Annotated in this window: 27 protein-coding genes and 2 tRNA genes; 20 read left to right on the top strand and 9 right to left on the bottom strand. The window is 67.1% G+C overall.

Annotated features, from left to right (window positions below; translation table 11 throughout):
- Nucleotides 1-120: 120 nt before the first annotated feature.
- Nucleotides 121-1896, bottom strand: a complete 1776-nt coding sequence (locus tag SCH01S_RS00610; protein ID WP_046346806.1) for a chloride channel protein — start codon at nucleotides 1894-1896, stop codon at nucleotides 121-123.
- A 185-nt stretch (nucleotides 1897-2081) separates the two neighbouring features.
- Between SCH01S_RS00610 and SCH01S_RS00615 the strand changes: the two genes are divergently transcribed.
- From SCH01S_RS00615 to SCH01S_RS00630, 4 genes are all read left to right on the top strand, one after another.
- Nucleotides 2082-3362, top strand: a complete 1281-nt coding sequence (locus SCH01S_RS00615) for a pilus assembly protein TadG-related protein (RefSeq protein ID WP_046346807.1) — start codon at nucleotides 2082-2084, stop codon at nucleotides 3360-3362.
- Nucleotides 3359-3829 (top strand): TadE/TadG family type IV pilus assembly protein, encoded by a 471-nt coding sequence (locus SCH01S_RS00620; RefSeq protein ID WP_052733691.1) that lies wholly within the window; start codon nucleotides 3359-3361, stop codon nucleotides 3827-3829. The genes SCH01S_RS00615 and SCH01S_RS00620 overlap by 4 nt, the downstream gene beginning before the upstream one ends.
- A complete protein-coding gene (locus SCH01S_RS00625) occupies nucleotides 3826-4221 on the top strand; it encodes a TadE/TadG family type IV pilus assembly protein (RefSeq protein WP_052733692.1) in 396 nt (131 codons plus the stop codon). Before SCH01S_RS00620 ends, SCH01S_RS00625 begins: the two co-directional genes overlap by 4 nt.
- Nucleotides 4222-4266: 45 nt before the next feature.
- Nucleotides 4267-4342 (top strand) — tRNA-Val (locus SCH01S_RS00630).
- A gap of 6 nt (nucleotides 4343-4348) precedes the next feature.
- Here SCH01S_RS00630 and SCH01S_RS00635 read toward each other — a convergent pair.
- Nucleotides 4349-4912, bottom strand: a complete 564-nt coding sequence (locus tag SCH01S_RS00635; protein WP_046346808.1) for a helix-turn-helix domain-containing protein — start codon at nucleotides 4910-4912, stop codon at nucleotides 4349-4351.
- Nucleotides 4913-5004: 92 nt separating this feature from the next.
- Between SCH01S_RS00635 and SCH01S_RS00640 the strand changes: the two genes are divergently transcribed.
- Together SCH01S_RS00640 and SCH01S_RS00645 are read left to right on the top strand one after the other, a co-directional pair.
- Entirely contained in the window at nucleotides 5005-5451 is a 447-nt protein-coding gene (locus SCH01S_RS00640) for a DUF6456 domain-containing protein (RefSeq protein WP_046346809.1), read from the top strand.
- Nucleotides 5452-5487: 36 nt separating this feature from the next.
- Nucleotides 5488-5721 (top strand): hypothetical protein, encoded by a 234-nt coding sequence (locus tag SCH01S_RS00645; RefSeq protein WP_046346810.1) that lies wholly within the window; start codon nucleotides 5488-5490, stop codon nucleotides 5719-5721.
- Nucleotides 5722-5734: 13 nt separating this feature from the next.
- Here the strand turns inward: SCH01S_RS00645 and SCH01S_RS00650 are convergent, their stop codons facing one another.
- Nucleotides 5735-7294, bottom strand: a complete 1560-nt coding sequence (locus SCH01S_RS00650; protein ID WP_046346811.1) for a spinster family MFS transporter — start codon at nucleotides 7292-7294, stop codon at nucleotides 5735-5737.
- Between the two features lie 72 nt (nucleotides 7295-7366).
- On the opposite strand from SCH01S_RS00650, the gene tgt reads away from it, so the two are divergent.
- The 3 genes from tgt to SCH01S_RS00665 all read left to right on the top strand — a co-directional run bounded on the left by tgt (nucleotide 7367) and on the right by SCH01S_RS00665 (nucleotide 10144).
- Entirely contained in the window at nucleotides 7367-8497 is a 1131-nt protein-coding gene (gene tgt, locus SCH01S_RS00655; protein ID WP_046346812.1) for a tRNA guanosine(34) transglycosylase Tgt, read from the top strand.
- Between the two features lie 79 nt (nucleotides 8498-8576).
- Nucleotides 8577-9143, top strand: coding sequence for a PilZ domain-containing protein (locus SCH01S_RS00660; RefSeq protein ID WP_046346813.1), 567 nt, complete (start codon nucleotides 8577-8579; stop codon nucleotides 9141-9143).
- A gap of 95 nt (nucleotides 9144-9238) precedes the next feature.
- Nucleotides 9239-10144 carry a sulfotransferase domain-containing protein gene (locus SCH01S_RS00665; RefSeq protein WP_046346814.1) on the top strand — a complete coding sequence of 302 codons (906 nt, stop codon included), beginning with the start codon at nucleotides 9239-9241 and terminating at the stop codon, nucleotides 10142-10144.
- A gap of 3 nt (nucleotides 10145-10147) precedes the next feature.
- On the opposite strand, the gene SCH01S_RS00670 is transcribed toward SCH01S_RS00665, so the two are convergent.
- Nucleotides 10148-10714: a cysteine hydrolase family protein gene (locus SCH01S_RS00670; RefSeq protein ID WP_046346815.1), complete on the bottom strand. Its 567-nt coding sequence runs from the start codon at nucleotides 10712-10714 to the stop codon at nucleotides 10148-10150.
- A gap of 108 nt (nucleotides 10715-10822) precedes the next feature.
- Here SCH01S_RS00670 and SCH01S_RS00675 point away from each other — a divergent pair, with 108 nt between their 5' ends.
- Nucleotides 10823-11245: an Lrp/AsnC family transcriptional regulator gene (locus SCH01S_RS00675; protein WP_052733693.1), complete on the top strand. Its 423-nt coding sequence runs from the start codon at nucleotides 10823-10825 to the stop codon at nucleotides 11243-11245.
- Nucleotides 11246-11247: 2 nt separating this feature from the next.
- Here the strand turns inward: SCH01S_RS00675 and SCH01S_RS00680 are convergent, their stop codons facing one another.
- Together SCH01S_RS00680 and SCH01S_RS00685 are read right to left on the bottom strand one after the other, a co-directional pair.
- The gene (locus SCH01S_RS00680) at nucleotides 11248-12609 is read right to left on the bottom strand and encodes a DEAD/DEAH box helicase (protein WP_046346817.1); all 1362 of its coding nucleotides are present in this window, start codon (nucleotides 12607-12609) and stop codon (nucleotides 11248-11250) included.
- 88 nt (nucleotides 12610-12697) lie between these two features.
- Nucleotides 12698-13111 carry a hypothetical protein gene (locus SCH01S_RS00685; RefSeq protein ID WP_245612120.1) on the bottom strand — a complete coding sequence of 138 codons (414 nt, stop codon included), beginning with the start codon at nucleotides 13109-13111 and terminating at the stop codon, nucleotides 12698-12700.
- A gap of 48 nt (nucleotides 13112-13159) precedes the next feature.
- Here SCH01S_RS00685 and SCH01S_RS00690 point away from each other — a divergent pair, with 48 nt between their 5' ends.
- Genes SCH01S_RS00690 through SCH01S_RS00700 form a run of 3 tightly spaced genes read left to right on the top strand, consistent with a single transcriptional unit; the run spans nucleotide 13160 to nucleotide 16032 of the window.
- Nucleotides 13160-14632 carry an FAD-binding oxidoreductase gene (locus SCH01S_RS00690; RefSeq protein WP_084689323.1) on the top strand — a complete coding sequence of 491 codons (1473 nt, stop codon included), beginning with the start codon at nucleotides 13160-13162 and terminating at the stop codon, nucleotides 14630-14632.
- A 45-nt stretch (nucleotides 14633-14677) separates the two neighbouring features.
- The gene (locus SCH01S_RS00695; protein ID WP_046346819.1) at nucleotides 14678-15451 is read left to right on the top strand and encodes a SapC family protein; all 774 of its coding nucleotides are present in this window, start codon (nucleotides 14678-14680) and stop codon (nucleotides 15449-15451) included.
- Nucleotides 15451-16032 (top strand): cytochrome b, encoded by a 582-nt coding sequence (locus SCH01S_RS00700; RefSeq protein WP_046346820.1) that lies wholly within the window; start codon nucleotides 15451-15453, stop codon nucleotides 16030-16032. Before SCH01S_RS00695 ends, SCH01S_RS00700 begins: the two co-directional genes overlap by 1 nt.
- Before the next feature lie 154 nt (nucleotides 16033-16186).
- Here the strand turns inward: SCH01S_RS00700 and SCH01S_RS00705 are convergent, their stop codons facing one another.
- Nucleotides 16187-17041, bottom strand: a complete 855-nt coding sequence (locus tag SCH01S_RS00705; protein ID WP_084689318.1) for an N-formylglutamate amidohydrolase — start codon at nucleotides 17039-17041, stop codon at nucleotides 16187-16189.
- A 136-nt stretch (nucleotides 17042-17177) separates the two neighbouring features.
- Between SCH01S_RS00705 and cpdR the strand changes: the two genes are divergently transcribed.
- The 5 genes from cpdR to tdh all read left to right on the top strand — a co-directional run bounded on the left by cpdR (nucleotide 17178) and on the right by tdh (nucleotide 20616).
- Nucleotides 17178-17555 carry a cell cycle two-component system response regulator CpdR gene (cpdR, locus tag SCH01S_RS00710; protein WP_046346872.1) on the top strand — a complete coding sequence of 126 codons (378 nt, stop codon included), beginning with the start codon at nucleotides 17178-17180 and terminating at the stop codon, nucleotides 17553-17555.
- Nucleotides 17556-17598: 43 nt separating this feature from the next.
- Nucleotides 17599-17673, top strand: a tRNA-Val gene (locus SCH01S_RS00715).
- A 58-nt stretch (nucleotides 17674-17731) separates the two neighbouring features.
- Entirely contained in the window at nucleotides 17732-18283 is a 552-nt protein-coding gene (locus SCH01S_RS00720; RefSeq protein WP_217995390.1) for a helix-turn-helix domain-containing protein, read from the top strand.
- 69 nt (nucleotides 18284-18352) lie between these two features.
- Nucleotides 18353-19552: a glycine C-acetyltransferase gene (locus SCH01S_RS00725; protein ID WP_157032750.1), complete on the top strand. Its 1200-nt coding sequence runs from the start codon at nucleotides 18353-18355 to the stop codon at nucleotides 19550-19552.
- Nucleotides 19549-20616 (top strand): L-threonine 3-dehydrogenase, encoded by a 1068-nt coding sequence (tdh, locus tag SCH01S_RS00730; RefSeq protein ID WP_046346824.1) that lies wholly within the window; start codon nucleotides 19549-19551, stop codon nucleotides 20614-20616. The genes SCH01S_RS00725 and tdh overlap by 4 nt, the downstream gene beginning before the upstream one ends.
- Nucleotides 20617-20625: 9 nt before the next feature.
- Here the strand turns inward: tdh and SCH01S_RS00735 are convergent, their stop codons facing one another.
- Nucleotides 20626-22008, bottom strand: coding sequence for an L-serine ammonia-lyase (locus SCH01S_RS00735; RefSeq protein WP_046346825.1), 1383 nt, complete (start codon nucleotides 22006-22008; stop codon nucleotides 20626-20628).
- 55 nt (nucleotides 22009-22063) lie between these two features.
- On the opposite strand from SCH01S_RS00735, the gene SCH01S_RS00740 reads away from it, so the two are divergent.
- On the top strand, nucleotides 22064-23038 hold the full coding sequence (locus tag SCH01S_RS00740) for an MBL fold metallo-hydrolase (RefSeq protein ID WP_046346826.1): 975 nt from the start codon (nucleotides 22064-22066) through the stop codon (nucleotides 23036-23038).
- Here SCH01S_RS00740 and SCH01S_RS00745 read toward each other — a convergent pair.
- A complete protein-coding gene (locus SCH01S_RS00745) occupies nucleotides 23001-24395 on the bottom strand; it encodes a glutamate ligase domain-containing protein (protein ID WP_046346827.1) in 1395 nt (464 codons plus the stop codon). The two genes, SCH01S_RS00740 and SCH01S_RS00745, sit on opposite strands and share 38 nt — an antisense overlap.
- A gap of 46 nt (nucleotides 24396-24441) precedes the next feature.
- Here SCH01S_RS00745 and SCH01S_RS00750 point away from each other — a divergent pair, with 46 nt between their 5' ends.
- Nucleotides 24442-25242 carry an LD-carboxypeptidase gene (locus SCH01S_RS00750; protein ID WP_046346828.1) on the top strand — a complete coding sequence of 267 codons (801 nt, stop codon included), beginning with the start codon at nucleotides 24442-24444 and terminating at the stop codon, nucleotides 25240-25242.
- The last annotated feature ends 2 nt before the right edge of the window (nucleotides 25243-25244 follow it).

The following is a 25244-nucleotide window of genomic DNA, read 5'->3' on the forward strand; positions in this document are numbered from 1 at the left end:
AGCCGGGTGGTGGAGGGGTGTCGGCGCTGGAGATTCATTCTCAAGCGCTGACACCCCTCCGTCAGCCCTTCGGGCTGCCACCTCCCCTCGAAGGGGAGGATTGCTGAATGTCGATACAGCCTAGGCTTTCGGCGACCGCTCCCGCTCCGCGCGCAGATGCTCGGCGCGGGAGCGGAGCAGGTCGCGCCGCGCGACGATGCCGAGCAGCTTGCCGGTCTTTGAATCGACGATGCAGATGCGGCCGATATTCTCGGTGATCATCAGGTTCGCGACCTGATTGGCTGGCGTCATCCGCGTGGCGACCGGCAGCGAGCGGTCGGATAGCTGCTCGCCGATCGTCTCGTCCAGCTCGCCTTCGCCCTGGCCCCAGCGCAGCGCGTCGGAGCGCGAGGCAAGGCCGATCGGGCGCCCGGCCGGATCGACGACCGGATAGCTGCGATGCTTCGCGCCGGCTTCAAAGAATTTGAGCGCTTCGGCGATCGTCATGTCTTCCGGCAGCGTGTCCGGCTTCGGCGTCATGAGGTCGCCCGCCAACCCGAGCGCGAGCGGGTCGATGCTGTATTCCTGGCTGATATGACGGCCGCGCCGCGACACCTTCTCGGTCAGGATCGAGCGCTTCAGCACCAGCACCGCGACCGCGAACGCTGCGCCCGAGGCAGCGACAGTCGCGGGCAGGGCGGTGAAATGGCCGGTCAGCTCGACCGTGAAGATCGCGCTGGTCAGCGGCGCGCGCATCGACGCGCTCATCACGGCGGCCATGCCGATCATAGCCCACGGCCCGCTGCCGCCCGGGAGCCAGTGGCCGAGGATGCCGCCGAACGCGCCGCCGATGATCAGCAGCGGCGCGAGGATGCCGCCCGACGTGCCTGAGCCGAGCGCGATCAGCCAGACGACGGCCTTGGCTGCAAACAGCAGCATCATCGCGCCCAGAACCAGGCGTCCATCGAGCAGGTCCTGGATGTTGTTATAGCCTGCGCCCAGCACGCGCGGCTCGATCAGGCCGCCGATGCCGACTGCGACCGCGCCAATCGCCGGCCACCACATCCAGTGCACCGGCAGCCGGTGGAACCCGTCTTCGATCCGGTAGAGCATCGTCGACAGCAAGGCAGCGACAGCGCCGGCAATGCAGCCCATCAGCGCGGCGATCAGCAGGGTCGGCCCCGCTTCGCCCAGCGTGCCGGTAAAGGCGAATAGCGGCCCCGATCCGATCAGCAGCGGTCGCCAGGCAAGCGCAGTCAACACGCTTGCGACCACCGGCACGAAGCTGCGCGGCTTCCATTCGAACAGCATCACTTCGACGGCGAGCAGGATGGCGGCGAGCGGCGTGCCGAAAATCGCGGTCATGCCGGCTGCGGCGCCCGCGACCAGCAGCGTCTTGCGCTCGGCCGCGGTCAGCCGGAATTGCTGCGCGAACAGCGATCCGATCGCGCCGCCGGTCATGATGATGGGGCCTTCGGCGCCGAACGGGCCGCCGCTGCCGATCGAGATCGCGGACGAAATCGGCTTCAGCAGCGCGACCTTCAGCGACAGCCGGCTTTCGCCGTACAGGATCGCCTCCAGCGCCTCCGGGATGCCATGGCCGCGTATCTTGTCCGATCCGAATCGCGCCATCAGCCCGATCGCCAGCGCGCCGAGCACCGGCGCCAGCAGCACCAGCGGGCCGGTGGCGGCCGCTGCGATCGGCAGCGATTCCGCCGACAGCCGCTGATACCAGATCAGGTTGGTGACGAGCGCGATCAGCTTCAGCAGCACCCAGGCCGCCGCCGCGCCGCCGGTGCCGGTCACCAGCGCCATCGCCATCAGCACCAGCATGCGCCTGTCGGCGCTATGGTCTGCAAGCTTGGGCGCGTGCGTCGTTCCGCTGGGCGCGCGCTGGGCGAGGCCGCTATCCGCCATGTCGTTCCTCATGCTGTATCGGGAGAGGCGCGCATGTGTCCATCGGCCGCATATTGCAAGCAGCTGTGGCCTTTGGGGACAAATTCTCAACGACATCCATGACGTAGGAGAGGGCGCGTTAACCTTTTCTCTTGAGGCGTCCCTAACCGCGCTGCGGCCAAGTGGTGGCGCCGAGGAGGCCTGTCATGCGTGCATTCGTGAAACTTCTGGAACTGGCGCGGGCCAGCCGGGGCAACGTCATCGTCGCCGCCGCCGCCTCGCTTCCCGTCGTGATCGGGAGCGCCGGTCTCGCGACCGATACGCTGCAATGGGTGCTGTGGAAGCGCCAGCTCCAGCGCCAGGCCGACTCGGCCGCGCTGTCGGGCGCCTTCGCGCTCGCCCAGGGGAAGAGCGCCTCGACCAGTGCGACTGCCGATATCGCCCGAACGGCCGAAGTGGCCCTGACCGCAGCCCCCCTTATCGAGACGCCACCCTCGACGGGCGCGGGCGCGGGCAATACGAACGCGGTGCGCGTGGCCGTGCAGACCAGCCATAGCCTCGCTTTCTCGAGCCTGTTCCTGGTGACGCCGCCGACGATCAAGGCGGAGTCGACCGCGGCGGTCGTCCAGGACGGGCATTATTGCGTGATCGCGCTCGAGCCGACGACGATGGCCGGCATCACCATGACCGGTAGCTCGACGGTGAACATGGGCTGCGGGATGGCGACCAATTCCCGCTCGAGCAACGCCGTATCGGCGGGCGGCAACAGCTCGATCACGGCGACGCCGATCGCGGCGGTGGGCACAGTCGTGCCCAGCGGCAACTATAATGGCGACACTGTCTTCAAGTCGCATCAAATCCCGCAGGCGGACCCGTTCGCGTCGGTGCCCGATCCGGACATCAGCACGCGCACCGACTGCGTCAGCAGCTACAGCATCGGCCCGCACGGCAACGGTAGCCTGACGTCCAGCTTCAATCCGGCAACGGCGACGTGCCTGACCGGCGGCGTCGATATCAAGGGCACGCTCACGCTCGGCGCCGGCATCTATTATGTCGACGGCAGCACGTTCAGCGTCGGCTCGCAAGGCAAGATCGTCGGCCAGAATGTCACGATCATCTTGACCAGCAAGGACGCGGCGACGAAGCCCGCGACCATCGCCACAGTGACCATGAACGGCGGCGCCGAAATTAACCTCAGCGCGCCCAGCGACGGCACCTATCAGGGCCTGATCTTCTACCAGGACCGGCGCGCGGCCGACGGCTCCGCCAACAAGGTCAACGGCAACACCAATTCCTTCTACCAGGGTGCGCTCTATTTCCCGAAGCAGCAGGTGACCTTCAACGGCACCGCCGGCATGTCGACCGATTGTATGCAGATTGTTGGTCGCCGGGTGGAGTTCCTTGGCAACAGCTCGATCCAGAATGTCTGTCCGGCTGCTTCGGGCGCGCATTCGTTCACCGGAACCGCGGTGAGGCTGATCGGATGATCGGGCACACATTCATGCGCCGGCTGCGCAGCGATGCGCGCGGCACCAGCTTCGTCGAAATGGGGATGCTCGCGCCTTTCTTCGCGATGCTGGTGCTCGGCACTGTCGATGCGTCGCGCGCCGTTGTCGGCAAGATGACGCTGCAGCAGGCGGCTTCGCGCACGATGGAGATGGTCTCGGCGGGCGGGCTGGACAGCGCCGCCTTCACCAATCTGCAGGCGGAGGCCGCGGCCGCCGCCGGCGTGAGCATGAGCCAGGTGCAGGTCCAGACCTGGTTGGAGTGCGATCGGGTTCGCCAGGCTTCGTTCAACGGCGATTGCACGAACACGCAGGAGATCGGGCGGTACGCCTCGGTCGTGATCAGCAAAAGCTATGCGCCGTGGTTCGCCGCGTCGCTCGCGGGGCTCGGCTACAATATCAGCCGGACGATCACGCTGCAGGGCAAGGCATCGGTGAGGCTGCAATGATCGGGATTCAGAAGCTCCTTCGCGATCGTTCGGGGTCGCCCGCGGTCGAGTTCGCCTTCGCCGCGCCCGTGCTGCTGCTGTTCGTGATCGGCCTCGTCCAGGTCGGGCTGCTGTTCGGCGCGCGGGCCGGCATGGCGAGCGGCGTCAATGAAGGCGCGCGCTATGCAAACATTTATCCGACACCGACGGACGCGCAGATTGCCGCCCGGATCAGCCAGAAACGGTTCATGGTGCAGAGCGACTATCTGCAGACGCCGACCCTTGTCCACGGCACCGCGAACGGCGTGCCTTATATCGACATCACGATGAAATATTCGGCGCCGCTGAACTTCGTCTTCTTTTCGACGCCCCCGGTGACGATGACCCAGACGCGGCGCGTCTATCTCTCGTGATCCGCTTGCGGACTGCGCGCCCTTGAGGCACAGCGCGGGGCCCAAGGGCGGTTAGCTCAGCTGGTAGAGCATCTCGTTTACACCGAGAGGGTCGGCGGTTCGAGCCCGTCACCGCCCACCATTCCCGTCAGAGCGAACGAACCAGCCGCACCGCGCGCGCGATCCAGGGTGGGTCGGCATAGACTTGCTGGCGGGCACCCGCGCCCAACGGGAGCAGGTGGAGCTTCGCGTCCTCGCGGCCGAGCAGACGGCCGAACGCGAAGCGGCCGGCGGGGCGCGGGACGAGAACGTCGCGGTTGAGCGCGTTTGCGAACTGCTCCGGCGCCAGCCGCTCGCACCAGATCTCGTCGCCCGCGCGATAGTCGCCGACGGACGCCTCGACCGTGATTGCGACCAGCTCCGGCGCCGGTTGCGGGGCGATGACCACCGCCTCGCGCCTGGGCGCGCGCGCGCCGTCCGGACCAAGCACGGCCGCGACCGGCAGGTCGGGCCGCTCGGGCAGTTTCACCAGATCGGCGGCGGTGACGCCGAGCGCGTCGGCGATGCGGTTCAGCCAGCCGACCGACACCGTGCGGGTGCCCGTCTCCAGCCGGCCGATCGTCTGCGCGGTGGTCGGCGGCTTGCAGCGCTTGCCGACCTCCTCAAGCGTCAATCCCTTGGCGCGGCGGACTTCGCGAATGGCTGTGATCATTCTATCCTCGTGAACCAATGTGGTTCTTCTCTGTCCTACACCATCGCCGTTGTGGCAAGTGGAATTCGACTCGGGATTGAGGAGACTGTTGCATGGGACAAGCGCTGGCGGAGCGGCGGCTGAAGGGAGCGGGGAACCGCAGCGTCACGGTGAACCTGGCCGAATCATCGCTATCCTGGCTGGCCTCGCACGGCCGGATCAGCGAGCGCCAATTTGTCGCAGGGGACGCGCTGCGCAGCGACTGGGAGCGCGCCGGCCTGGGGCCGAGCACGACGATGCGCTGGGACGTGGCGCCCCGTGCCGCAAGGGCCGGCGCCCGCGCGCCAGACCCGACGACATCGCAGATCGACGCCAGGCAGCGCTTTGACGCGGCGGTGGCGCACGTCGGCAGCGGACTGGCGGACGTGCTGTGGCGCGTCGTCTGCGCGAACGAGGGACTGGCAGAGGCGGAGCGGGCGCTCGGCTGGCCGGCGCGGTCGGGCAAATTGGTGCTCGGCCTCGCGCTCGACCGTTTGGCCGATTTCTACCGCATCCGCTGAACGCGCCGGGCGTTGAACCCCACGAGGAGAACAGACATGGCCGAGAATCCCCGCACCGAGTCCGCCCGCGCCCATGACGACCGCGACCTGATCGAAGGCGGCGAGCCGATGCCCTCGCAAAGCGGCACATCGGGCGCGGGGCCGGCCGAGAATATCGGCACCCGCGACGAACTGAAGCAGGCGACGGGCGACGAGCCCACCAACACGCGCGTCCGCAAGAGCGACAAGGCGGAGACGCGCGTGCCGACGCGGGCGGATATGGACGGCTAGTTGAGGCGCGGCATCAGATCGCTTCGCCGGCCGCTCGCGCGCGCTCGCGCACCGTCGCTTCCGCGGCCGGGACGGTGCGCCAGGCGAGGATCAGCAGGAGCAGCGACACCGGGCCGACGACGAGCAGCGACAGCACGCCCAGCCGCAGGTTGCCGCCGCTCGCTTTCGACATGAAGCCGGCAAAATAGGGGCCGAGGGCGAGTCCGATCAGCGCGGTCGCGATGAAGAAGGTTGCCGTGGCCGTTCCGCGCATCCGCGGCAGCACCAGGTCCTGCGTCGTCGCGCCCGCCGGCCCCAGCGCCGCGCTCGCAAGCCCGCTCATCATGAAGCTCGCTATATAGAAGCCCGTCGCGCTGCTGGTCGTGTAGCCGAAGACGAGGAACGGCACCGGCAGCAGCGTCCCGGCCATGATCACCGGGATCCGGCCCCAGGCGTGGCGCTGCTTCATCCAGTCCGCAATCCGGCCGCCGAGCACGATGCCCAGGAACCCGCCCGCCGCGGCGCCGCCGCCGAGGAAGAGACCGACCTCGGTCTTGGGCTGCTGCAGGACGGTCTCGGCATAGAGCGCGCCAAAGGCCGCGACCCCGTAGGAGACGAATGCGATCAGGCCATAGCCGAGCGACACGTAAAGAAAGGCCGGCGTTCCCCAGATCAGCCTGAAGGTGGGCCGATCGCGGTCCCTGAGCGCGCATGCCCATGAAAATACCGCATAAGCACCGCCGGTTACGGCCAGCCATTGCGCCGGATCGCCGGTCGCAAGCGTCAGCAACCATGTCGCCACGGCGGCAACGGCCAGCGCGATCAGGTTCACGATCAAGGCCCGCGGTCCCCGCCGCGCGGCGCCGACCAGGGTCAGCGGCGGAATGATCGCGACGAGCTCGGCGAGGAAATCGCGGAACGGGGCTGCGGAAGGCGCCATCAGCAGGCCGTCCGATTCCCCGCGCACCGGCTCCCGCAGCGTCGAGACCAAAGCCGCCAGCAGCAGCCCCGGCACGCCGACCGCCATGAACGCGACTTGCCAGCCGACAAGTCCCCAATGGCCGGCGGGGAAGGCGTGGTTCCAGCTGTCGACAATGGCGCCGCCGATGAACAGCGACAGTCCGCCGCCGATGAAGATGCCCGACGAATAGACGGCCAAAGCGGTCGCCCGCCGCTCGCGCGGGAAATAGTCGGAGATCAGCGAATAGGCGCAGGGAGAGGCGGTCGCCTCGCCGACGCCGACGCCGATCCGCGCCATCGTCAGCTGCATGCCTGCGCGCGCCAGGCCCGAAAACGCCGTCATGGCCGACCAGATCGCGAGGCCGACCGTGATCAGCCGCACGCGGTGCCAATTGTCGGCCAGCCTGCCGAGCGGAATTCCGAACAGCGAATAGAAGACGCCGAACGCGGTCCCGAACAGAAAGCCGATATCGGCGTCGTCGAGCCCCAGGTCGCGCTTCACGTCCTTGGCGAGGATGCTGAGAATCTGCCGGTCGACGAAGTTCAGCACGTAAACGAGGAACAGCACCGCAAGCACGTAGCGCGCATAGGCGCCTCCCGGCCGGACCGTCCGAGCGTCATCGTTGCGGGCCAATCGCTTATCCCCTCTCGCTGTTCCCGGCGGGGGCTAGCAGAGCTTCGGCCGCCCTGCCAAAGGCAATCCGCAATGGCCGACCGCTTCGCCTTTTCGATTCACGCCACCGACGGTGCTGCCCGCACCGGCACCATCCATATGCTGCGGGGCGAGATCCGCACGCCTGCGTTCATGCCGGTCGGCACCGCGGCGACGGTGAAGGCGATGAAGCCCGCGGACGTGCGCGCGGCCGGCGCCGACATCATCCTCGGCAACACCTATCACCTGATGCTCCGCCCCGGCGCCGAACGGGTCGCGCGGCTGGGCGGGCTGCACGGCTTCATGGGCTGGGAGCGGCCGATCCTGACCGACAGCGGCGGCTATCAGGTGATGAGCCTCGCCGAGCTCACCAAGCGGTCCGAGGAAGGTGTCGCGTTCAAGTCGCACCTGGACGGCGCCCGCCACCTGATCACGCCGGAGCGCTCGACCGAAATCCAGCGGCTGCTCGGCTCGGATATCGTCATGGCCTTTGACGAATTGGTCCCGACCACCTCGCCGCGCGACGTGCAGGCGGCGGCGATGGAGCGCTCGATGCGCTGGGCCAGGCGCTCGCGCGACGCCTTTCTGGGCGGCGGCGATCATGCTGCCCGCGCGGCGCAATTCGGCATCCAGCAGGGCGCGCTCGACCGCGATCTGCGGCAGGTTTCCGCCGAGCGGCTGATCGAGATCGGATTCGACGGCTATGCGGTCGGCGGCCTCGCGGTGGGGGAGGGGCAGGACGCGATGTTCGGCGTGCTCGATTATGCGCCCGGCCAGCTTCCGGTCGACCGGCCGCGCTATCTGATGGGCGTCGGCAAACCCGACGACATCGTCGGTGCGGTTGAGCGCGGCATCGACATGTTCGATTGCGTGCTGCCGACGCGCAGCGGGCGGACCGGCCAGGCCTTCACCTGGGACGGGCCGATCAACATCCGCAACGCCCGTTTCGGCGAGGATCAGGATCCGCTCGATCCGGAATGCGGCTGTTCCGTGTGCGCGACGTGGAGCCGCGCCTATCTCCACCACCTCGTCCGCGCCGGCGAAATCCTGGGCGCGATGCTGATGACGGAGCATAATCTGAGCTTCTATCAGCAGCTGATGGAACGGCTCCGGCAGGCGATCGGCGCCGGGCAGCTTGCCCCCTTCGCCGCGACGTTCCGCGACCGCTATCACAGGGCCGGCTGACGCAAACCATTTCGCAAGCTTCGCCACGCTAGAGAGCGCGAAAGCATCGAAGGTCGAGGTCAAATTGTCCGCAGCGGCATTGGAAGAGATTCGGCGCCACGCGCGCACCAACACGATGCTGGCGGCGACGATCCAGTTCGGCAGCCATAGCGCGGACGTGTTCGTGCGGAACCTGTCCAAGGCAGGGGCCCTGGTCGAGGGGCGCAATCTTCCCGAACAGGGCGAAAGCGTGGAGCTGCACCGCAGCGACCATCGCATTCCAGCCACGGTCATGTGGCGCGCCGAGGGGCGCTGCGGCCTGTCGTTCGCGCATCTGGTGAAGGTCGACGATCTGATCCGGCGCAAGGGTGGTCCCGCGCACCAATCGCGGATCGACCAGATCCAGCGCGCACTGCGCGAGAACCGGCCGGTGCCGATCTTTTCGGAAACCGAGCAGCTGGTCGGCGCGGCGGCGGTCGGCAAACGGCTGACCGACGAGCTCGGCTATGCGCTCCGCCTCGCCGAGAGCGTCAACGAAACGCTGGCGGACGATGCCTATATTCTCAGCCGCTATGGCGTTTCATTGCAGCAGCTCGACGAGGTCGAGCAGTTGCTGCGCAAGCTCGTCGGAAATTTGTCGGCGCCGGACGCACCCGGCCGCTGCTGATCGCGTGCCGGTCGTCACAGCCGGCACTCCCGTCGCACGATAGCTGCCCTCGCGAGCGCGGCAGGCCAGGGGCCGCCGCGAGTGAGGAGACACCGATGCTTCAGCGCACCAGTTGGCCGTGCAAGCTCCGCGAGCTGCACAACCACCACATGGATTCGACCGTGTGGAACGATTTCCGTTTTCGTGACGACGATATCGTGATCGGCACCTATGCCAAGTCAGGCACGACCTGGACGCAGCAGATCGTATCGCAGCTGATCTTCGGCGGGGCGGAAGGGATCGATGTGCCCGCGCTGTCCCCCTGGGTCGACATGCGGATCATGCCGCGCGCGGAAATGCTCGCCGCACTTGAGGCGCAGCCGCACCGGCGCTTCATGAAGACCCATCTGCCCGTAGATGCCCTCGTCTTCAGCCGGCAGGCCAAATACGTCTACATCGTCCGCGATGGCCGCGACGTGGCGTGGAGCCTTCACAACCACCTGTTCTACGGCACCGACGAATTCTACCGGCTGATCAACGACACGCCAGGCCGGGTCGGGCCGGCGCTCGATCGGCCGCCTGCGGATATCCGCCGCTTCTTTCTCGAATGGCTTGAGCAGGACGGGTATCCGCTCTGGTCGTTCTGGGAGAATATCCGGACGTGGTGGGACATTCGTCATTTGCCGAATGTGATGCTGCTGCACTTCGCCGACCTGAAGGCCGATCCCCAGGGTAAGATCCGGGAACTGGCGGCCTTCCTCGATATCGCGGTGGCCGACGATGCCTGGCCGCGCATCCTGGAGCATTGCAGCTTCGACTATATGAAGCGGAACGCGGACAAGGCGGCGCCGCTGGGCGGCTTGCTGTGGGAAGGCGGCACGGGCCGCTTCATCAACAAGGGCACCAACGGCCGCTGGCGCGACATGCTGACGGAGCAAGACAATTGCCGCTACCGCCAGCTCGCCATCGAACAGCTCGGGCCGGACTGCGCCAGGTGGCTGGAAAGCGGCGGCTGCGCCTGAGCGTCAGGCCGCCCGACGCTCCTCCGTCAGCTCCGCAACCGACATCAGCCGGCAGAATTCATAGCGGAGCGTCGCGACGTGCGCTGCCTGAATGTCCTCCGCACGGATCGTTCCGCCCTGGCCGTCGGGCAGGTCGAAACAGTCGCACGCATCCGGCACCAGGATCATGTCCCATCCCATGTTCGCGCCGGTGCGAATGGTGGTCGACACGCACATGTCGGTCACCATTCCGAACGCGACGACGTGCTTCGCGCCCAGCCGGCGCAGCCGGACGTCCAGATCGGTCCCGATAAAGGCCGAATTGACGCTCTTGGTGACCAGCGGTTCGCCGGGAAGAGGCTCGAAGCCGGGCCGGTGCCGATTGCCCGGCGTTCCCGGAGCAAAGACCGATCCCGGCTCAACGGAATCGTGGCGGACATGGACGATCGGCCGCCCGGCTGCGCGCCATGCGGCGAGCAGCGCAAGCCCGTTCGCGTCGACCGCCCGGTTCCACCGCCGCGGCGTTCCGGGTGCGTCGAAACCTTGCTGCATGTCGATGGGCAGCAGCACGGCGTGGGCGAAGTCGATCATTTCCTGCCTTTCCTGTCGGTTCGCCGGTCGTATCGCCGTTTCCTTGGCCGGTTGCACCCGGCATGATGCCGGAAAGGCCGGCAGATCGCCGGCCGAGCGGGGATTCCGATGGACGAAAAAGACAGGCTTTTGTTGACGCTGCTGCGCCGCAACGCGCGCAGCTCGATCGTTGCGCTCGCCCGCGATCTCGGGCTGTCGCGCAGTGCGACGCAGGATCGGCTGGCAAGGCTCGTGTCGTCCGGAGCGATCGCCGGCTTCACGACCGTGGAGGGCAGTGATGCCGGCGGCCGCCAATGCGCTTATCTGATGCTGACGCTGGCGCCTGGCCGCCGGTGCGCGGAAGTGGTGCCGAAGCTCAGGAAAATCCCGTTCGTCAGCCTGATCCACTCGCTGACCGGGCCGATCGACCTGCTGCTCCGCGTCGATGGCGACGGCATTGCCGATGTGGAGCAGGCGCGCGCAGCGGCCGCGGCCGTGTCCGGCATCGCGAGCGTCGCGACGTCGATCTTACTGGATCGCCATCTCGGCTGAAATCAGGCGGGAAAGCCGACGTCCAGGAATGCAGGGATCGGGCCGTTCCACCCCTCGTCCGGCGCTTCGGCAGGCGCGGGGGCAGGGCGCGGGTGCCGGTCGCGGCGGGGGCGTTCGGCGCGATCCTCGCGGGGCGACTCTGCCGCCTCATCGCGTCGCGGGCGCTCGGCGCGCTGCCGGCGCGCCGGCCGTTCCTTGGCTTCGGCGCGCTCGGCCTCTTCGGCCTCGACCACTTTCGGCGCGTCGGGCTTGCGCATCGCGACGCGCTCGATCTTCTGGCCGGTCAGCTTCTCGATATTGGCGACGGCCTCGGCATCTTCGCTCGTCGCGAGCGTGAAGGCCTTGCCGGTCGCCCCCGCGCGCCCGGTGCGGCCGATCCGGTGGACATAATCGTCGGGATGCCAGGGCACGTCATAATTGAAGACGTGGCTGACGCCCTTGATGTCGAGGCCGCGCGCCGCGACGTCGGACGCCACGAGGATGTTGATCTCGCCCGTTTTGAACCGGTCGAGCTCGCGTAGCCGCTCCGGCTGTTCCATGTCGCCATGGATCTGCCCGACCGCGAAGCCGGCGCGCTTCAGGCTTGTGGCGAGATCGCGCACCGTCGTCTTGCGATTGGCGAAGATGATCGCCGTCGCGACGTCGTCGGCCGACAGCAGCTTGCGCAACGTGTCGCGCTTGTCCCGCGACGAAGTTTCGACCAGCCGCTGTTCGATCAGCAAGTTGGCGCTCGCCGGGCGCGCGACTTCGACCGATTTGGGCTCGGTCAGGAATTTGTCGGCCAACTTCTTGATCGGCGCCGGCATCGTCGCGGAGAACAGCAGGGTCTGCCGCTTCTTCGGCAGCTTGGTGCAGATTTCCTCGATGTCGGGAACGAACCCCATGTCGAGCATGCGATCGGCTTCGTCGATCACCAGCAGCTCGCAGCCGGTCAGCAAGATGTTGCCGCGCCCGAACAGGTCCATCAGGCGGCCGGGCGTCGCGATCAGCACGTCGACGCCCTTTTCGAGCGCCTTCACCTGATCCCCCATTGACACGCCGCCGATCAGCAGCGCCATCGAGAGCTTGTGGTAACGCCCGTACTTGTCGAAATTCTCGGCGACCTGCGCCGCCAGCTCGCGGGTCGGCTCCAGGATCAGCGAGCGCGGCATGCGCGCCCGGCTGCGGCCATGGGCAAGGATATCGATCATCGGCAGCACGAAGCTGGCCGTTTTGCCGGTGCCGGTCTGGGCGATGCCGATCAGGTCGCGTCCCATCAGCACCGACGGAATCGCCTGGCGCTGGATCGGCGTCGGCTCCGTATAGCCGGAATCGTTGACGGCTTTCAGAAGCTCGTCGGAAAGGCCGAGATCGGCAAAGCTCATCGAAATCCTGAAGAAAAGGGGCGGCGACAAGCCGCTGCGCCCAGTGGGCGCGCTTGCTGGAAGCGCCGCCCAAAGTCAAGGACGGGGGCTATTTCTTGCTGAGCGGCACCAGCTTTCGAAATCGCTCGATCTCGCACGAACCGCCGGAGCGAACGCGGATCGAATCGCGTTCGGCGCAGACCTGCCCATCGAGTCCTTGGCGGATGTAGAAGCCGGAATAATAATCGAGCGGGGGGCAGTCGCCCGCAAGCTTCGCCCGCACCCTGTTGCCGCCCCTCAAAAGCAGATCGACGCCATAATTCGAGATCTGCGCGCCGGCGAGTTCGCCGGCGGAGATGCATTTCGGGCCATTCTTCTCCCGGTACAGGACCGGGTCCGCGGGTCGGCGCACGTGCGACGGCACGCGGATGATCAGCTGCTGCCGGATCGTGAGTTGCGCAAGCATGACCGGGCCGCCGCCGCTGCCGGCCAGCAGCAGCGCGACAATCATTCCGACTGTCACCGCGAGCACCCCATCGTCCGCGAATGGCTGTCGAACATTGAACGCGCCATGAATTCCCTTCCCCGTTTCGGGACTTATAACGGCTATGTGGCGAAAGACGATTTCCTGAACGCGCTGGGCACCATGCTGGGGCCGAAGGGTCTGACCCGCGACGCCGACGCGCTTGCGCCGTGGCTGACCGACTGGCGCGGCCGCTATCATGGCGCGGCGTTGGCTATGGCGATGCCATCCACGACTGAAGAAGTCGCGGCGACAGTGCGGCTGTGTGCGGAGCATCGGGTGCCGATCGTTCCCCAGGGCGGCAACACGTCGATGGTCGGCGGCGCCGTTCCGGACGCGACGGGAAGCGCGCTGATCCTGTCGCTCAGGCGCACGAACCGCGTGCGCCGCCTCGATCCGGACGCAGGTGCGGCCGTCGTCGAGGCCGGCGTGATCCTGAGCGACCTTCACGACGCGGCACGTGCCCGCGGCGTTCGCTTCCCGCTGTCGCTCGGCGCCAAGGGGTCGGCGACGATCGGTGGCCTGTGCTCGACCAATGCAGGGGGCACCCAGGTGCTGCGCTTCGGCACGATGCGCTCGCTCGTGCTCGGGCTCGAGGCCATCCTGCCCGATGGCTCGGTTCTCGACAGCCTGGCGCCTTTGAAGAAGGACAATCGCGGGCCCGACCTGAAGCAATTGCTGATCGGCGCGGAAGGCACGCTCGGCGTCATCACTGCGGCGACGCTGCAGCTTGTGCCCGAGCCGGAAGAGACCGCCACGGCCTGGATCGGCATGGACTCGCCGCAGAGTGCCCTGGCGCTGCTCCGCCGGCTGGAGCGGGCCGGCTTTGCCGTCGAAAGCTTCGAGTCGGTTCCGGCCGATTCGCTGCGTCTCGTCCTGCGTCACATTCCCGGCACTCGGCCGCCGCTGGACTCGGCGCCGCCATGGAACGCATTGGTCGAAGTGACCGGCGCCCGCGGGCTGCGCGATCAGGTCGAGGCCGCGCTTGCCGACGCTCTTGACCAGGGCCTTGCCAGCGACGGCGTGCTGGCCGGCAATCAGGCCCAGGCGGCCGCGTTCTGGCGCATTCGCGATTCCATTTCGGAGGCCGAACGGGCGAGCGGTCCCGCGGTCCAGCACGATATTTCGGTGCCGGTCTCAGCGATGCCCGATTTCATGCTGTCGGCCGCAGCGGAGGTTGAGCGCGCCTTTCCGGGGACGAGCGCCAGCGCCTTCGGTCATCTCGGCGACGGTAATGTCCATTTTCACGTTCGCGCGCCGGCCGGCGCCGATCCGGGGCGCTGGCTAGGCGAGCAGGGGAAGGCGGTCAGCGCATTCGTCTACGATCATGTGGTGGCGGTCGGCGGATCGATCTCTGCCGAACACGGGATCGGGCAGATGAAGCTCGATACCTTCGCGCGCCTGACCGATCCGGCGCGGCTGAACGCGCTCCGTGCGCTCAAGGCCGCCTTCGACCCGCTCGGCATCATGAATCCGGGCAAGCTCGTGCCGAGCCTTGCGTCGGACGCAACCGCGCCATAGGACGCGCTCCAATCGGGCGACTGCCCCATCACTCTTGGAGTTCTTATGGCGAGCGCGCCCCAGCAGACCGGCCTTCCCATTCTCTACAATGATCTCGTGCCTCTTTCGTCGGAGCAACATGCTGGCTGGGGCACCAAATCGCTCGGCGGCGCGCATTTCCTGAAGAACCAGCACGCGATTCCCGTCATCGTCGACGAATTCGTTCAGGTGCAGCGGCACTTCCCGATCATCTTCGCCGATGCGGACAATCCCGTCCCGCTGGCGCTGATGGGCCTGAACGAGGGCGTGAACGTCTTCGTCGACGACGAGGGCCAGTTCGTTCAGCAGCTTTACGTGCCGGCCTATGTGCGCCGCTATCCGTTCATGCTCGCCCAGCTGGGGCCGAACCCGCAGGAACTGTCGCTCTGCTTTGATCCGACCTCGGGCGCCGTGACGCCGGACGGCGATGTCGCGAAGCTGTTCGACAACGGCCAGCCGACCCAAGGCACCCGGGACATCCTGAGCTTCTGCGAATCGTTCGAGCAGGGCGCGCAGCGCACCGGCGCATTCGTGAAGGAACTGCAGGATCTCGACCTGCTGATGGACGGCGAAGTCTCGATCCAGCCCGAGGGCAATTTCCAGCCGCACATCTATCGCGGCTTCAAGATGGTGAATGAGGAAAAGTTTCGCGAACTCCGCGGCGATCAGCTCCGCAAGATGATGCAGAGCGGCATGCTGACGCTGATCCTGGCGCACCTCTTCTCGCTCGACCTGATGCGCGAGGTGTACGGGCGCCAGGCGGCGCAGAACAAGCTGCCGCCGGTGGGCGTCCCCGCTTGATGAAGTCGCGGCCGTCGGAGCCCGGCGCCGCCCGTTCGGGCTATTCGGCCGGCGCGATTGCCTTTCATTGGGTGATCGCGCTGCTGATCATCGCGAACATCGTCATTGCGCTGGCAACGGACGATTGGCATGGGCCCGCGCGGTCGGCGGCAATGCAGATTCACAAGGCGACCGGCCTGACGATTCTGGTGCTGAGCATCGCCCGGATCGCATGGCGGCTCGCGCATCGCCCGCCACCGTTTCCCGCCGTCATCCGGCGCTGGGAAGCCGTCGTCGCGCGCACGGTGCACTGGCTCTTTTATGTGCTGATGATCGTTCTCCCGCTCAGCGGCTGGCTGATGATCTCCGCCGCCGGCCAGAGAAAGCCGTTCAGCTGGTATGGTCTGTTCGGCCTGCCCTATCTGCCGGTTCAGGGCGACAAGGCGGTAGGCGGCTTCGCGCACGAAACGCATGAAGTGCTCGGCTATGCGATGATCGCCTTGATCGCGCTTCACGTCGCGGCGGCCCTGAAACACCATTATTTCGACCAGACCCGCTTGCTTGCGCGGATGTGGCCCGGCCGGTCTGCCACAAGCGGTTAAATTTCCGGGACGAATGGCTTGAAACCATTTTCCCGCTTCCTAAATTCTCAAGTGACGCTCGGGAGTTCCCCCCTTTCTCCCCGGCGTTATCACGCCTTCGGGCGTGTTCCTCCCTGAACCTTGGCCGCTCCGTGCATCGCACGGGGCGGTCTTTTCATTCGGCGGCCAGAGGCATGGCCCTGTCGAGCGCAGCGGCGCGCAGATCGGCAATCAGCTCGCGCACGAATCTCCGGCAAAAGAGGAGGCCGGCCGGGTCGCAATCTTCGAGCAGCGGATCCAGGTACAGCGAGCGATCGAGCTCCAGCTGCACCGCGTGCATGCCCTTGGCAGGCGCGCCATGCCGTTCGACGATGTGGCCGCCGGCATAAGGGCTGTTCTCGCGCCAGCTGAGACCGAACCGGGCGCAGGTGCTCGCGATTTGCGCGGTCACCCAAGCGGCAGCGCTGTGGCCGAAGCGATTGCCGATCACCACCTGCGGGGCGCTTTCACCGCCTTTGCGGGCGAGCGGCGGCATCGAGTGCAGATCGACCAAGACGGCGACCCCATGCATCGCGGCCGCACCGCCCAGCAGTTCGGCAAGCGTCGTGTGATAGGGCCGATGGACATGGGCCACGCGCGCTTCGACATCGGCGAGCGCCAGCCGGCCGCGCCAGATTTCGCCGACTCCCGCCAGCCGCCGCGGAATCAGGCCCAGGCCGCTCCGCACCTTCGGGCTCAGCATCAGCCGGGACGCGATGGCGCCCTCGACGAGACCCGGATCGATCTCCGCTTCGTGCCGATTGAGATCGATCCACGCCCGCGGCAGCCGCGCAATCAACGTCGGCGCGGCGGCTCCCGTCGCGAGTTCGTCGATCAGCCGATCCTCGAGAGCAGCCAATCTCTCGACGGGTGGACGCAGCTGTGCACGGTGTTCCGGACGATAGTCGCGACCGCCGTGCGGCACCGACAGGACCACCGGGCCGCCGGTCTCGCGGTCGATCAGCTCCAGGGAGGGACTCGCGGGCGTCACGCCTTCAATTGCTAGGGAAGGCGGCGCTTCGCAGCAACGCTTTGGCGCACTGCCTAGAAATAATTAATCTAACCGGGCATAATTCGCGGCGCGGATCGCTTCTCGTGCGTTGGGAAGCGGCGCAATGAGGCTGTCGATGATCCGAATCCTGCTGGCCGAAGATGACGGGGCGATGCGCGTGTATCTGGAACGCGCGTTGGAGCGCGCCGGTTATTCGGTCACTGCTGTCGACCGCGGCACGGCGGCGCTGCCGCTGATCGAGCAGGAACGATTCGATCTGCTGCTGACCGACATCGTCATGCCCGAAATGGACGGGATCGAGCTCGCGCAGCGCGCCGGCACGATCGCGCCGGACATGCGGGTGATGTTCATCACCGGCTTCGCCGCGGTGACGCTTAAGGCTGGCAAGGCCGTGCCGCAGGCCAAGGTTCTGTCCAAGCCCTTCCATTTGCGCGACCTCGTGTTGGAGGTCGACCGCCTGTTCGACATCGGCAGCGCCAGCGGATTGAACTGACGCTTGCTATGGGGCTGAGGCTTCGTTAGAGCCCCCCCCTCGTGGGCGCGTAGCTCAGTGGTAGAGCACTGTGTTGACATCGCAGGGGTCGCAAGTTCAATCCTTGCCGCGCCCACCATTTTCCCGACCCCCTAAGTCTTTGTCTCCCTTGTGCGATGCCGCGGAATGGGGGCGGCATGTCGAGCGCTCGGGATATCGGGCCGCACATCCAGCGGTTGCGCAAACAGCGGCGGATGACGCTCGACGATCTTGCGCGAGCCTCGGGCGTGTCGCGGTCGATGCTGTCCCAGGTCGAACGCGGGCAGGCCAATCCGACGCTGGCGACTGTCTGGGCGCTGGCGGATGCGTTCGGCATCGGCGTGTCGGAGCTGATCGACCAGGCCGGACCGGAGCGCGCGATCCTGGTCAGCCCTGCCGCCCAGATTCCCGAAATGCGCAGCGACGATGGCGGCTGCCTGATCCGCGTGCTGAGCCCCGGCGATAGCGTCGGCCGGCTCGAATGGTATGAACTCGCCTTCCAGCCCCGCAGCGTCCTCGCGTCCGAAGCTCATGCCCGCGGCAGCCGCGAACACCTGACCGTGCTCGACGGCACGCTGACGGTCCATCTGGAGGGGCATCATATGGAGGTCGGGCCGGGGGCCACTGCCCGCTATCCGGTGGACAGCGCCCACGCGATCGAGAATGCCACCGATCGGCCCGCACGCGCGCTGCTGATCGTTGCTTTCTAAAATTTCCGATATACTGGACTTCGCGTTCAATATAGCGCATCGGCCGGACCGCAACGAAGGGACGAGTCCGTGCCAGCTTCATTCTATGATCGCATGTCCGCCGAGCTTTCGGCGATCGAAGCCGAAGGGCTGTGGAAGCCCGAACGGGTGATCCAGTCGCGCCAGGGCGCGGCGGTGCAGGTGGCTGGCCAAGAAGTGCTGAACTTCTGTGCCAACAACTATCTCGGGCTCGGTGGCGACGAGCGCATTGTCGAGGCGGCCATCCAAGCGACGCAGCGCTGGGGCGCGGGCCTGGCCTCGGTGCGGTTCATCTGCGGCACGCAGGAAATCCACAAGGAGCTGGAAGCGGCGATCGCGTCCTATCTGGGCAAGGAAGACGCGATCCTGTTCGCGGCCGCGTTCGATGCCAATGGCGGCGTGTTCGAGCCGCTGCTGGGCGAGCAGGACTGCATCATCTCCGATTCGCTGAACCACGCCTCGATCATCGACGGCGTGCGGCTGTGCAAGGCGGCCCGCAAGCGCTTCGCCAATGGCAACATCGACGAGCTGGAAACGCGGCTGAAGGAGGCCCGCTCGGAAGGCGCGCGCACGATCATGATCGCGACCGACGGTGTTTTCTCCATGGACGGCCATGTCGCCAAGCTCGACCGGATCACCGCGCTTGCCGAGCAATACGAGGCGCTGGTGATGGTCGACGACGCGCACGCGACCGGCGTCATCGGACCGGGCGGCCGCGGATCGGCGGCGTTCCACGGCGTCGAGGACAAGGTCGATATCCTGACCGGCACGTTCGGCAAGGCGCTGAGCGGCGCGATGGGCGGCTATATCGCGGGGCGCAAGCCGGTGATCGACCTGCTGCGCCAGCGCGCGCGGCCCTATCTCTTCTCCAACTCGCTGGCGCCTGCGGTCTGCGGCGCGGCCTTGAAGGCGATCGAGATTTCGAAAGGGCCCGACGGCGACGCTCTGCGCGACAAGATCGCGCGCAATGCGAAGCGTTTCCGCTCGGGCATGGCAGAGGCCGGCTTTGATCTGATCGAGGGCGGTCACCCGATCATCCCGGTCATGCTCTACGACGCGCGCCTTGCGCAGCAGCTCGCGGCGAAATTGCTGGAGCTGGGCGTTTATGTGACCGGATTCTCGTTCCCGGTCGTTCCCAAGGGACAGGCCCGCATCCGTACCCAGATGTCGGCGGCGCACGAGGATTACCATATCGACCGCGCGCTGGCCGCTTTTGCCGAAGCGGGCCGCGCCATTGGAGCCATCAAATGAGCACGTCTCCCCGCCTGATCGACGATACCGCGCACACGATGAAGGGCCTCGCCAAGCTGGAAGCGCGCGAAGGCATCTGGATGACCCAGGCGCCGGTGCCGGAACCCGGCCCCAATGACGTGCTGATCAAGGTGAAGCGCACCGCGATTTGCGGCACCGACATTCATATCTACAACTGGGATGCCTGGGCGTCGAAGACGATCCCGGTGCCGATGATCGTCGGCCATGAATTCTCTGGCGAGATCGTCGCGATCGGCTCCGAGGTCACGCGGCCGCTGAAGATCGGCGAGCGCGTGTCGGGCGAGGGCCATATCATCGATATGAACTCGGCCGCGGCGCGCGCCGGGCGTTTTCACCTCGATCCGGGCACGCGTGGCGTTGGCGTCAACCGGCAGGGCGCGTTTGCCGAATATCTGTGCATTCCGGCGTTCAACGTCGTGCCGCTGCCGGACGAAGTCAGCGACGATGTCGGCGCGATTCTCGATCCGTTCGGCAATGCCGTCCACACCGCGCAGCAATTCGACCTGCTCGGCGAGGACGTGCTGGTGACGGGCGCAGGCCCGATCGGCATCATGGCGGCCGCGGTCGCGCGGCACGCCGGCGCCCGCTCGGTCGTGCTGACCGACGTCAACCCGACCAGGCTCGACCTTGCGACCAAGCTCGCCGATGTGCGCCCGGTGAATGTCGCGAACGAAGATCTGCGCGACGTAATGGCCGCTGAGAAGATCCCCGACGGCTTCGGCGTCGCGCTGGAGATGTCGGGCGCCCAGCCGGCGATCCGTCAGGCGATCGACGCGCTGACGATGGGCGGCAAGCTCGCGATGCTCGGCATTCCGTCGGGCGCGATGGACGTGGTCTGGTCCGACGTCATCATGAAGGCGCTGACCATTAAGGGCGTCTATGGCCGCGAAATGTTCGAGACCTGGCGCAAGATGTTCGGCCTGATCAAAGGCGGCCTGAACCTCGAGCCCCTAATCACGCACCGCCTGCCGGTCGAGCAGTTCCAGGAAGGCTTTGACGCGATGCGCTCCGGCGCGTCGGGCAAGGTCGTGCTGAGCTGGTAGGCCCGAGCCTCAGCACTCCACCACGTTAACGGCGAGCCCGCCAAGCGCGGTTTCCTTGTATTTGGCGCTCATGTCGGCGCCGGTCTTGCGCATCGTCTCGATCACCTGATCGAGGCTGACGCGGTGCGTGCCGTCGCCGAGCAGCGCCAGGCGGGACGCCTCGATCGCCTTGATCGCGCCGACCGCGTTGCGCTCGATGCACGGCACCTGGACCAGGCCGCCGACCGGATCGCAGGTGAGCCCCAGATTATGCTCCATGCCGATCTCGGCGGCGTTCTCGATCTGGCCGTTGCTGCCGCCCAGCGCGGCCGTCAGTCCGGCCGCCGCCATCGAGCAGGCGACGCCGACCTCGCCCTGGCAACCTACTTCTGCCCCGGAGATCGATGCATTTTCCTTGAAGAGAGACCCGATCGCGGCGGCCGTCAGCAGGAAGCGGTCGGCCCCTTCGTCGTTCGCCCCCGCGACGAAGCGTTCGTAATAGCGCAGCACCGCCGGTACGATGCCCGCGGCGCCGTTGGTCGGCGCTGTGACGACGCGGCCGCCGGCTGCGTTCTCCTCGTTCACGGCCAAGGCCCAGAGGTTGACCCAGTCGATCACCGTCAGCGGGTCGGACAATGCGCGCTCCTGCCGCTCGACCAGCTTGCGGTGCACTTCGGGCGCACGCCTGCGCACATGAAGACCGCCGGGCAGAATGCCGTGCTGGCCCATGCCGCGGTCGATGCAGGCGGACATTGTCCGGCGGATTGCAGCGAGCCGCTCGCGCACCTCCGCTTCGGGTATGCGCGCCAATTCGTTCCGGAGCGCCAGGTCGGCGATGCTGAGGCCGGCCTGATCGGCGACCGCCAGCAGTTGCTCGCCGGAATGGAAGGGGTAGGGCACGTCCGCCACCAGCCCTTCCGGCGGCGCGTTGCCTGAAATATCACTCTCGGCGACGATCGCGCCACCGCCGATCGAGTACCAGATGCCCGACAGCAGTTCGGCGCCGGCACCGTTGAAGGCGGTGAAGCGCATCCCGTTCGAATGGAAGGACAACCGCTCGCGCTGGTGGAACAGCAAGTCGTTCGGTTCGTCGAAGGCGATCTCGTGCGTGCCGCCGAGCATGATCCGGTGGCTCGCGCGGATGCCGGTCACGATCCGGTCCGCCTCGTCCGGGCAGATGCCGTCGGGCCGCTTGCCGGCAAGGCCCAGCAGCACGGCGCGATCGCTGCCATGGCCTTTGCCGGTCAAGGCGAGGGAGCCGTAGAGTTCGGCCAGCACACGGTCCGTGCCGTCGAGACGCCCCTGCTCACGCAGCTGCTCGGTAAAGGCGCAGGCCGCCGACATCGGTCCCATGGTGTGCGATGAGGACGGGCCGACGCCGATCTTGAACAGGTCGAATACGCTGTGAGGCATAGGCGCGCATCTAGGACCAACGGAGCGAAAGCGCTACCGCGCCGTTGCGTCATCCATGCGCCCGACGCTGCACCCGCGCCTCGCCAACGGACGCTTCGGCGATCCGGCGCTGTTCGTGGAAATGCTGCACCGGCGCGAGGCGGTCCTGTTCGACCTGGGCGACTTGGCGTCGCTTTCGGCGCGCGACCTGCTGCACGTCGAAACCGTGTGCATCAGCCACATGCATATCGATCACTTCATCGGCTTCGACGCCCTGCTTCGCGTGAATGTGGGGCGGGAGAAGCGGATTCGGATGATCGGGCCGGATGGGCTGATCGATGCGGTCGGCCATAAGCTCCGCGGTTACACTTGGGACCTGGTGAACAAATATGCCGAGGAGCTGTGCTTCGACGTTTGGGAAACAGGCGGGGCAGCCGCACGCTTTCGGTTCAAGACCGGCTTTGCCCGCGAGCCGCTGGACCAGCCGTTCGCGATTCCGGGAATGACGCTCGACTGGGCGGTGCTTGAGCATCACGGGCCGAGCGTCGGCTATGCGCTCGCCGAGCCGCTGCACGTGAATGTGTGGCGCAACCGGCTGGAGGAGCGTGGCCTCGCGCCCGGCCAATGGCTGCAGACCTTGAAGGGCGCCGTGCGGGACGGCTGCGCCGACGACGCGCGCCTTCCGGTGCCTGGCGGCGAGGCCCCGCTCCGCGAACTGCGCGACTTGGTCAGCGTGGAGCCGGGCCAGAAGCTCGCTTATGCGACGGACGTCGCCGACACGCCCGCAAACCGCGCAGCGATCGCCGATCTGGCGCGCGGCGCCGATCTGTTTTTCCTCGAAGCCCGCTTCGCCGCCGCGGATTTCGCCCTCGCCCGCGACCGCGCCCATCTCACGACCCGCGCAGCCGGTGAAATCGCCCGTGCGGCAGGCGTGCGGCGGCTGGAGTCGTTCCATTTTTCGCCCCGCTATGACGGCGCGGAGCAGGCGATGCTGGCGGAGGTGAACGCGGCCTTCAGAGTCGCGCCACCAGATCGCCCGCGAATTGGCTGAGCGTGTCGTCGCGGGCGCCCATGACGACGATGCGGTCGCCGGGGCGGGCGAGCGCGGTCAGGCGGTTCGCGATGTCGGGGCGGGCCGGGATATGCTCGGCCCGGCGGCCGGCGGCGCGGATGCCCTCGACGATGGTCCCGCTGCCCACCGAGCGATCGACGGTGCCGCCGAAATAAACGGGATCGCTCAGGATCAACACGTCCTCGGGGCCAAGCTTTTGCCCCAGCGTCTCGACCAGCTCCCGGCCCATTACCCGCAGCGGACCGTAACCGTGGGGCTGGAAGAAGATCAGCAGCCGGCCGGGAAAGGCGTGCAGCGCGTCCAGTGTGGCGGCGATCTTGTCCGGGTTGTGCCCGAAATCGTCATAGACGGTGACGCCGTGCGCCTCGCCGACCCGCTCCAGCCGACGGCGCAGGCCAGTGAAGCCGGCGAGCGCTTCCGCGGCTTCGGCGAACGGAACGCCCGCAGCGACTGCTGCCCCAATCGCCGAAAGCGCATTCACGGCGTTGTGCCGGCCGAGCACCTGCAGCCGCACCTCGGCCGTGTCGCCGCTGGACCGGTCGGTGACGTGGAAAGTCACGCCCTCGGCGCGCTCCTCGACGTGATGGCCGATCAGCTGCGCTTCCTGCTCGAAGCCGAAGGTCAGCAGCCGGTCCTGATGCAGCTCGCTCGCGATCGCGGCGACTTCGGGGTGATCGACGTTGACGACCGCCGTGCGCGCCTTCAGCACGAAGTCGGTGAACAGCGCGCGCAGTTCGTCCATTTCTTTATGGTCGAGGCTGATATTGCCCAGCACCGCGACGGTCGGATCGAACAGCGCGATCGAGCCGTCACTTTCGTCCACTTCGCTGGCGAACACCGCGCCGCCGCCGACCAGCGCGCTGGCGAACGGCGTTTCGTCGCTGACGAAATTCTTCATGACAGCGCCGTTCATGACCGTCGGCGCCCGCCCCGTCGCGTGAAGGATCCAGCCGATCATGCCGGTGACGGTCGACTTGCCGCTGGTGCCGCCGACCGCGATCCGCTCAGGCGCCGCATTGAACAGCTCCGCGAGCAGGCCGGCCCGGCTCATCCGCGCGCAGCCAAGGTGGTTCGCGGCCTGCACGTCGGGCACCGTTTCCTCGACTGCTGCCGAGGCGACCAGGATTTGCTCGTGGGCAGTGACGCCGCTGCCGTCCTGCGGAAACAGGCCGATCCCCTGCCCGGCCAGGAACTCGAACTTCGGCGCGGTGCGGCCCTGGTCGAGCGCCCGATCGGAGCCGGCGACCTCCGCACCCTGCGCGCGCACGATGCAGGCGAGGGGCAGCATGCCGCTGCCGCCGATCCCGCAGAAGAAATAGGATTTGGAACCCGTCATCCGCGCGTTACTAGCCGGTTCGGGGCCGCCGACAAGGAGAAGAGGCATGCGGATCGGCATCGTTGCGCCGAGCTGCCGGATCGATGAGGACGTGGTGAGCCGCGTCTCCGCCCTGGCGGAGGGGCGGGCGGAGCTGGTCTGGCATCTGCAATGCTTTCTGTCCGACGGCCATTTCGCCGGACCTGACTCTGCGCGGGCGGAGGCGCTGATCGAGGTCGCGAATGACGCCACGATCGACGCAGTCTGGTTCGCGCGCGGCGGCTATGGCGCGTGCCGGATCGTCGACCGGGTCATCGACGCGCTCGGCCCGGCGGCGCGGGACAAGACCTATCTCGGCTATTCGGACCCGGGCACGTTGCTCGGCGCGCTCTACGCCCGCGGAATCGGCCGCGTCGCGCACGGGCCGATGCCGGCCGACATTCGGCGTGACGGGGGCGAAACGGCCGTCGTCCGTGCGCTCGACTGGCTGGTCGACGGCTCGCCGGCGTCGCTGGAGCCGTCGCTGGGCGAAGCGCCCGCAGCCGCGTTCAACATCGTCATCCTCGCGCACCTGATCGGTACCGGGCACCTTCCCGACCTGGTCGGGCATGTGCTGATGATCGAGGAAGTGGCCGAATATCTCTACCGCACCGACCGCGATCTGGCCCAGATCGTCCAGCATCCGTCGATCCGCGCCGCCGCCGGCCTGCGCATGGGCCGGATCAGCCATGTTCCCGACAACGATCCGGATTTCGGCGCCCAGCCTGAAGCGGTCGTGCGCGATTGGTGCGCGCGCGCCGGGATACCGTTCCTCGGTTCGGCGGACATCGGTCACGACGCGGATAACAAGGTCGTGCCGTTCGGATAGTT

It is taken from the genome of Sphingomonas changbaiensis NBRC 104936, assembly GCF_000974765.1.
GTDB classification, from domain to species: Bacteria; Pseudomonadota; Alphaproteobacteria; order Sphingomonadales; family Sphingomonadaceae; genus Sphingomonas_B; species Sphingomonas_B changbaiensis.

Excerpts from the sequence above, each read along its gene's own strand:
- SCH01S_RS00620 (WP_052733691.1), top strand. The coding sequence starts at position 3,359 with ATGATCGGGCACACATTCATGCGCCGGCTGCGCAGCGATGCGCGCGGC.
- SCH01S_RS00735 (WP_046346825.1), bottom strand. The coding sequence starts at position 22,008 with ATGCCTCACAGCGTATTCGACCTGTTCAAGATCGGCGTCGGCCCGTCC.
- tdh (WP_046346824.1), top strand. The coding sequence starts at position 19,549 with ATGAGCACGTCTCCCCGCCTGATCGACGATACCGCGCACACGATGAAG.
- SCH01S_RS00610 (WP_046346806.1), bottom strand. The coding sequence starts at position 1,896 with ATGGCGGATAGCGGCCTCGCCCAGCGCGCGCCCAGCGGAACGACGCAC.
- SCH01S_RS00740 (WP_046346826.1), top strand. The coding sequence starts at position 22,064 with ATGCGCCCGACGCTGCACCCGCGCCTCGCCAACGGACGCTTCGGCGAT.
- SCH01S_RS00750 (WP_046346828.1), top strand. The coding sequence starts at position 24,442 with ATGCGGATCGGCATCGTTGCGCCGAGCTGCCGGATCGATGAGGACGTG.
- SCH01S_RS00695 (WP_046346819.1), top strand. The coding sequence starts at position 14,678 with ATGGCGAGCGCGCCCCAGCAGACCGGCCTTCCCATTCTCTACAATGAT.
- SCH01S_RS00625 (WP_052733692.1), top strand. The coding sequence starts at position 3,826 with ATGATCGGGATTCAGAAGCTCCTTCGCGATCGTTCGGGGTCGCCCGCG.
- cpdR (WP_046346872.1), top strand. The coding sequence starts at position 17,178 with ATGATCCGAATCCTGCTGGCCGAAGATGACGGGGCGATGCGCGTGTAT.
- SCH01S_RS00615 (WP_046346807.1), top strand. The coding sequence starts at position 2,082 with ATGCGTGCATTCGTGAAACTTCTGGAACTGGCGCGGGCCAGCCGGGGC.
- SCH01S_RS00645 (WP_046346810.1), top strand. The coding sequence starts at position 5,488 with ATGGCCGAGAATCCCCGCACCGAGTCCGCCCGCGCCCATGACGACCGC.
- SCH01S_RS00675 (WP_052733693.1), top strand. The coding sequence starts at position 10,823 with ATGGACGAAAAAGACAGGCTTTTGTTGACGCTGCTGCGCCGCAACGCG.
- SCH01S_RS00745 (WP_046346827.1), bottom strand. The coding sequence starts at position 24,395 with ATGACGGGTTCCAAATCCTATTTCTTCTGCGGGATCGGCGGCAGCGGC.
- SCH01S_RS00700 (WP_046346820.1), top strand. The coding sequence starts at position 15,451 with ATGAAGTCGCGGCCGTCGGAGCCCGGCGCCGCCCGTTCGGGCTATTCG.
- SCH01S_RS00670 (WP_046346815.1), bottom strand. The coding sequence starts at position 10,714 with ATGATCGACTTCGCCCACGCCGTGCTGCTGCCCATCGACATGCAGCAA.
- SCH01S_RS00635 (WP_046346808.1), bottom strand. The coding sequence starts at position 4,912 with ATGATCACAGCCATTCGCGAAGTCCGCCGCGCCAAGGGATTGACGCTT.
- SCH01S_RS00680 (WP_046346817.1), bottom strand. The coding sequence starts at position 12,609 with ATGAGCTTTGCCGATCTCGGCCTTTCCGACGAGCTTCTGAAAGCCGTC.
- SCH01S_RS00640 (WP_046346809.1), top strand. The coding sequence starts at position 5,005 with ATGGGACAAGCGCTGGCGGAGCGGCGGCTGAAGGGAGCGGGGAACCGC.
- SCH01S_RS00690 (WP_084689323.1), top strand. The coding sequence starts at position 13,160 with ATGAATTCCCTTCCCCGTTTCGGGACTTATAACGGCTATGTGGCGAAA.
- SCH01S_RS00665 (WP_046346814.1), top strand. The coding sequence starts at position 9,239 with ATGCTTCAGCGCACCAGTTGGCCGTGCAAGCTCCGCGAGCTGCACAAC.
- SCH01S_RS00720 (WP_217995390.1), top strand. The coding sequence starts at position 17,732 with ATGTCGAGCGCTCGGGATATCGGGCCGCACATCCAGCGGTTGCGCAAA.
- tgt (WP_046346812.1), top strand. The coding sequence starts at position 7,367 with ATGGCCGACCGCTTCGCCTTTTCGATTCACGCCACCGACGGTGCTGCC.